This is a genomic window from Sphingobium sp. MK2, assembly GCF_040170545.1.
Taxonomy (GTDB): domain Bacteria; phylum Pseudomonadota; class Alphaproteobacteria; order Sphingomonadales; family Sphingomonadaceae; genus Sphingobium.
In genome coordinates, this window is sequence record NZ_JAZDXA010000101.1 from 1 (window position 1) to 1,165 (window position 1,165).

At 59.5% G+C, this 1,165-nt stretch carries 1 protein-coding gene and 2 pseudogenes; all 3 read right to left on the minus strand.

Annotated elements, in window-relative coordinates; genetic code table 11:
* Positions 1–120: 120 nt before the first annotated feature.
* A pseudogene (locus V2I08_RS20440) lies at positions 121–581 on the minus strand (transposase); the annotation flags it as partial.
* Positions 578–986, minus strand: a pseudogene (locus V2I08_RS20450) (IS3 family transposase); the annotation flags it as partial. The pseudogenes V2I08_RS20450 and V2I08_RS20440, both read right to left, overlap by 4 nt.
* A partial coding sequence (locus V2I08_RS20455; RefSeq protein WP_349636580.1) for a hypothetical protein occupies positions 908–1,165 on the minus strand: 258 nt, incomplete at its 5' end. The gene V2I08_RS20455 and the pseudogene V2I08_RS20450, both read right to left, overlap by 79 nt.

The following is a 1,165-nucleotide window of genomic DNA, read 5'->3' on the forward strand; positions in this document are numbered from 1 at the left end:
ACGCAAGCGATCCGATCAATATTATCTGCCAAATCTTGCAGGGAGGGGGCCGTCCACATATGGCGCATCATGACAATCGGACGCCGCAAATGGGCACGTGCGTCGTGATCAATGCAGGTTGGTATGACCCTGACCCGGATCGAGCATGGGGGGGCCGGCGTATCGTCGGTATGGATCTTCGAGGCGGTCAGCCCGACCTCACGTATCCGGCTGATGATCGGGTCGAGCAGCACGGATGCCTGGCCGACCCAGCCTGCCAGCGTCGATCGGTCGATCTCGATGCCCTGCACGGCCATGATCTCGGCCTGGCGGTAAAGTGGCAGATGATGGTCGAACTTGGAGACCACGACATGGGCCAGCGTGCCGAAGGTTGCCTTGCCCCGCGCTATCGCCTTCACCGGTGCGGGTGCCTGCACGATCTTCTCGCAGGCCCGGCAGCTATATTTGGGGCGGATGGTTCGAATGACGCGCCACTGCACCGGCACAGCATCGAGCCTCTCATCGCTGTCCTGTCCCAGCGGCCGCAGCGCACCGCCGCAGTCGGGACAGGTGCAGTTACCCTGCTCAGGCTCGATCTGTTTAGTCCCGGCATTTGATGGGTTGGATCGAGTGTGAATCGTTCGGGCTCGATTGTCCAGATTTTGCAGATGTATTCGAAGGGTGTGAGGCCCTTGAGGGTCTTGAGGCGACGTCCGTAATTATAGGCGTCGATGAAGTCGTGGAGGTGGGCGTCAAGCTGTTGGTGGCTGTCGTAATGATAGCGTTTGACGGTGGCTTGCTTCCTCTTCAATCGTCAGGACGGTCGATTTGATGTCCTTCGGACCGGTTGGGAGGTCGCCGACGGCGATGCGCTTCTTCCATTTGGCGACCGTCTTGGGGTTTATGCCATGGCGCTTGGCCAGCACCCTCAGGCTCTCTTGACTATGTTGTATCGCTCGACGGACCGCCGCTGTCGTTCGGGCGCTCCCGTGAAGAACCTGTCCCATAGCGCATCCTGCCATTGCTGGCTGAATAATGCACCATCAAATGCCGGGACTAAAAACCCTAGGGCGTTTTCCACCCGATCTGACTTGGCAGTGGTTCCCTTCGCGGCGAGGTTGTGATTCAGACGTCCTGCTGGTGGCAGGAGGCCAGCATGGATGGCACGAACGCTTTCGCAGGATCT